Source organism: Vicinamibacteria bacterium, assembly GCA_035620555.1.
Taxonomy (GTDB): Bacteria; Acidobacteriota; Vicinamibacteria; order Marinacidobacterales; family SMYC01; genus DASPGQ01.
Genome location: DASPGQ010000320.1, coordinates 1 through 3,792, shown reverse-complemented (window position 1 = coordinate 3,792; position 3,792 = coordinate 1). Strand labels below are relative to the sequence as shown.

Sequence of the window (3,792 nt, the reverse complement as noted above, 5' to 3'; positions counted from 1 at the left end):
ACGAGTGTCCGGGAGTTCCGGGCACGTAGGTCGCGGCGCGCATGCCGGCGGTGGGGACGACCCAGCTCACGTCACCCACGTCGGTCGAACCGCCGCTCCCCTCCTCGCGGACTTCGAACTTCTCGATCTCTCCCGCGGAAGACAGAGGGGAAACCTCGCCGGTGAAAGACTCACGCACTTTTTCGGCGAACCGACGCTCCTCATCCGTATAGGCCACGCCGCCGACGCGCTCGAGATTGGCGTGCATCGCCCGACCGAGGGTCTCATTGGGCAAGAGCGCGTAGATACCGTGAATCACTTCGTACTCCATCGTCGTTTCGGTACCGAGCGCCGCGCCTTCTGCGGCTTTGACGACGCGGTCGAAGATCGCGATCACGTTCTTCGGGTCGGGGTTCCTGACGTAATAGTAGACCTCGGCGAAATCAGGAACCACGTTCGGAGCCGCGCCCCCGGAAGTGATGACGTAGTGGATGCGCGTCTCTTGTGGCACGTGCTCGCGGAGCATGTTCACCATGTTGTTCATCGCCTCGACGCCATCGAGCGCGGAGCGACCCCGCTCGGGAGCACCGGAGGCGTGCGCGGAGAGACCACGGAAGCGGAACTTGGCGGACTTGTTGGCGAGCGAGCTGTTTGCCGAGGCACTATTGCGGTCCGCCGCGTGCCAGTGCAAGACGGCATCGACGTCGGAAAACAACCCTTCCCGAACCATGTAGACCTTGCCCGCTCCTCCTTCCTCGGCCGGCGTTCCGTAGAGCCGGATGGTGCCCGTCGTGCCCGTGCGCTCGAGCCACTCCTTGGTGGCGACGGCCGCCGCCACCGACCCGGTGCCGAAGAGGTGATGGCCGCAGGCGTGTCCCGCGCTCTTGTCGGCGAGCACGTTCCGCTCGGGAGATCGATCCTGCGAGATACCCGGTAACGCGTCGAACTCGGCGAGAACTCCGATGATCGGCTTTCCCGACCCGTAGCTCGCCACGAAGGCGGTGGGCATTCCGGCGGCACCCGCTTCGACCGAGAACCCGGCGTCCCGGAGCGTGCTCTGCAGGAGCTCCGAGCTCTGCGTCTCCAGATAGCCGACCTCGGCGTAGTCCCAGATCCGCTGCGCGATGCCCGCGTATTCGTCCGCAAGGGCATCGATTCCGCGAATCACGTCTTCTTCGGGCTGGGCGGCGACCGTGACGGCCTGAGCCCAAACCGCTCCAACGACGAGCAGGTTCCAACAGGTTCTCGGTTTCATGTCTCTCCTCTGGCATCCAAGCTTGGATGGCTCGGGATTCTATCAAGGACCATAGGGATGGTTCGGTAGCGGGTGCTAACGCTCGACTCGCGCGGTGGCACGCCGCCTCATCAAGTAGTCGTACTCGTTCCGGCACAGCTCTTCGAGGCGTCTCGCCAGGTCCCTCACGGCGTCTTTCGCCTTTCCGCCCTCGTTGCGGACTCTCTCTCCTCGCAGCATCCGTTCGGCGCCGAAGAGCTCGACCCGGGCTTCGAGGAAGTGGTAGGTGACGATCTCGACCATCTGAGTCTTATCGGGCTGTCCCCCTTCGGTCGGTGGTACGACACCCCAAGTGCTGAGAACCCGTCTCTCTTGACGGGTCCAGTAGTTGGTTATATCGACCAGGATCTCAGCTTCTTCGGGCGTGGAAGCCAGGCGAAACCATTTCTCGTTCTTGTCGATTCGTTTGGCGAGCTCGAGCCGCGCCTCCTCGATCGGCACCCGCTCGTCGTCCGTCGCGTCTTCCGGACTGGCGATGACGAAAACCCGAAACGGCTCGGCCGCCCTCTTCGGGGGCTCGAAGAGGGAGGTTGCGCCGACATTCGACCCCATCGGGGCCGCCGTCACGACGACGAATAGAATGAACCGTCTCATCGATGTGTACCGTCGGTTCCGAGAGGCCGGCGGGACCGACTCTATCTCAAGACTCGGGATTTCTCGAAACTCTCTTCCATCAGCCGGGGTCGGTCGGAGACGACGACGTCTTCGCCGATGGTGATCATCATCAAGTCGTGAGCGACCACCATCCTGCCGTCGTAAGGAGTGGCCTCTACCAGCTCCTCCGAGGTCACTTCGGGCGGGATGATGTGCGAGTAGACAGCGAGCTTCGGCCGCGCGCGCTCGAAGATTCTGGCCACCGCCTCCGGCTCCGAATGCACCGACAGACTCACGTTGGCGAGATTCGCCTCTTTGGTGGCGCCGGGTGAAGGCACCTGGACTTCGTGGACTAGCAGGTCTACTCCGCGGGCCTGCTCGACGAGACGATCGCTCGGTCTCGTGACCCCCGAGAGCACGACCGAATGACCGTTGAAGTCGATGCGGTAACCGAGCGTCTCTCCGGCGAATTCCAGCCGCTCGCGAGTCTTCAGATCGATGGGCAGGTGCTCGACCTCGAACGCCGTGATTTTGAGCCCATTGTGCTCGTACACCCACCCCGGTGAGACGTCCATCGCCTCGATGGCGACCCCTTCCGCCGGGACGCCCACGAGGATCCGGTAGTCGACGTCCCATTGGAACGCACGCCGTGTATCCTCGAGAAACGCCCTCGTGCCCGTTGGCCCCTCGACGCGCAAGGGGACGCGTCGGCCATAGAGCCAGCCCGTGAGCCATAGATCCGCGAGACCGATGGTGTGATCGTAATGAAGATGCGTCAGGAGAACATGGTCGATGCCGGTGATGAGCTCGAACGATCCCGCCTGGAGCAGCCGCTCTCTCAGTCCCCAGCTGGCGTCGACGAGGAGCCTCTCCTCCCCTGCTTCGATGAGGATACTCGGGCCGTAACGCTCGAACGAAGGCCGGGGCGCTCCCGTGCCCAGGAAGGTGACTCTCAAGTCTCCGTCGTCACCGGCGAGGTTTCCGACAGAGCAAATAAGAACCCCCGCGACCGTCGCTGCGAGGATCCGAGCTCGCATCCAACGTCCTTTCACTGATTTCACTGCTCAGGACGACTCCGGGGGAAAGAGCGCGTTCACCTCGACCCAGAAATCCGGCCAGGAGAGAGGCGTTAGTCGAGACCCGGGAACGTGCGTCTGTCGCACTCGGTACACCCCGTCCTTTGGATCCCGAAAGACGTTCAGCACTCGATGCACGAGGTCGACGACCCAGTACTCGGGGATTCCGCCCTGGGCGTAGAGCTCCGCTTTGGTCGTCAGATCGTCCTGAAGCGAAGAGTCGGCTACTTCGATAACCAGCAGAGCTTCGGTTCGGTCGGTGCCGTACGCTCTCAAGTCTGGATTCGAGTAAATGGCAACGTCGGGCTCGGGCTCGGAATCGAGTGCGTCGAGCCGCAGGGGCTTTGCCTCGTAAACACCAGCCCGGCCCGCCAAGCTCCGAGCGAAGAGCTGTCGGATCTCGGACGTGGCGACGACATGGGACCGGTTCCTCGGGCTCATCTTGCGGACGACTCCGTGGATAAGCTCTAACCGGTCGTCTCGAGAGAAGATGCCCACATCCGCCATTCGGTGATACTCGTCCACCGTGAATTGGCGTACTCCGGCCACGTTCATTCCAGCATTTTACCTCCACCAGTGGAGACGAGAAAAAGGACGTCGACCCTCCCGAGAATCGGCTCGCGAAGACCACGCAGTCAGAGACGCGCTCCGAGCAGGAGGGCCCGGCCGTTTCGAGCGAAGTACAGCACTCCAACCGGTATCGGCCTCTACCTACCTAAGGTCTCGCGCTTTTCTTGCCGCACCGAACATGTGTTCGTCCGTTAGGTTAAATAGCTGTGTCATTTGGTAACGTTTTTTGCTTGCTCGGATCTTGGCGGTTTTTCTCACCTCGTGCGTAGATTAAAGAGA

4 protein-coding genes are annotated in these 3,792 nt (G+C 62.3%); all 4 read right to left on the bottom strand.

The window, feature by feature from the left end; all coding sequences use genetic code 11:
* On the bottom strand, positions 1-1,234 hold a 1,234-nt coding region (locus VEK15_13175), incomplete at its 3' end, for an amidohydrolase (protein HXV61643.1).
* Between the two features lie 75 nt (positions 1,235-1,309).
* Positions 1,310-1,867, bottom strand: coding sequence for a hypothetical protein (locus VEK15_13170; GenBank protein ID HXV61642.1), 558 nt, complete (start codon positions 1,865-1,867; stop codon positions 1,310-1,312).
* A 41-nt stretch (positions 1,868-1,908) separates the two neighbouring features.
* Positions 1,909-2,904, bottom strand: a complete 996-nt coding sequence (locus VEK15_13165; protein ID HXV61641.1) for an MBL fold metallo-hydrolase — start codon at positions 2,902-2,904, stop codon at positions 1,909-1,911.
* A gap of 27 nt (positions 2,905-2,931) precedes the next feature.
* On the bottom strand, positions 2,932-3,498 hold the full coding sequence (locus VEK15_13160; protein ID HXV61640.1) for a Uma2 family endonuclease: 567 nt from the start codon (positions 3,496-3,498) through the stop codon (positions 2,932-2,934).
* Positions 3,499-3,792 lie beyond the last annotated feature (294 nt).

Coding starts and splice junctions, on each gene's coding strand:
- VEK15_13165 (HXV61641.1), bottom strand. CDS start 2,904: ATGCGAGCTCGGATCCTCGCAGCGACGGTCGCGGGGGTTCTTATTTGC.
- VEK15_13160 (HXV61640.1), bottom strand. CDS start 3,498: ATGAACGTGGCCGGAGTACGCCAATTCACGGTGGACGAGTATCACCGA.
- VEK15_13170 (HXV61642.1), bottom strand. CDS start 1,867: ATGAGACGGTTCATTCTATTCGTCGTCGTGACGGCGGCCCCGATGGGG.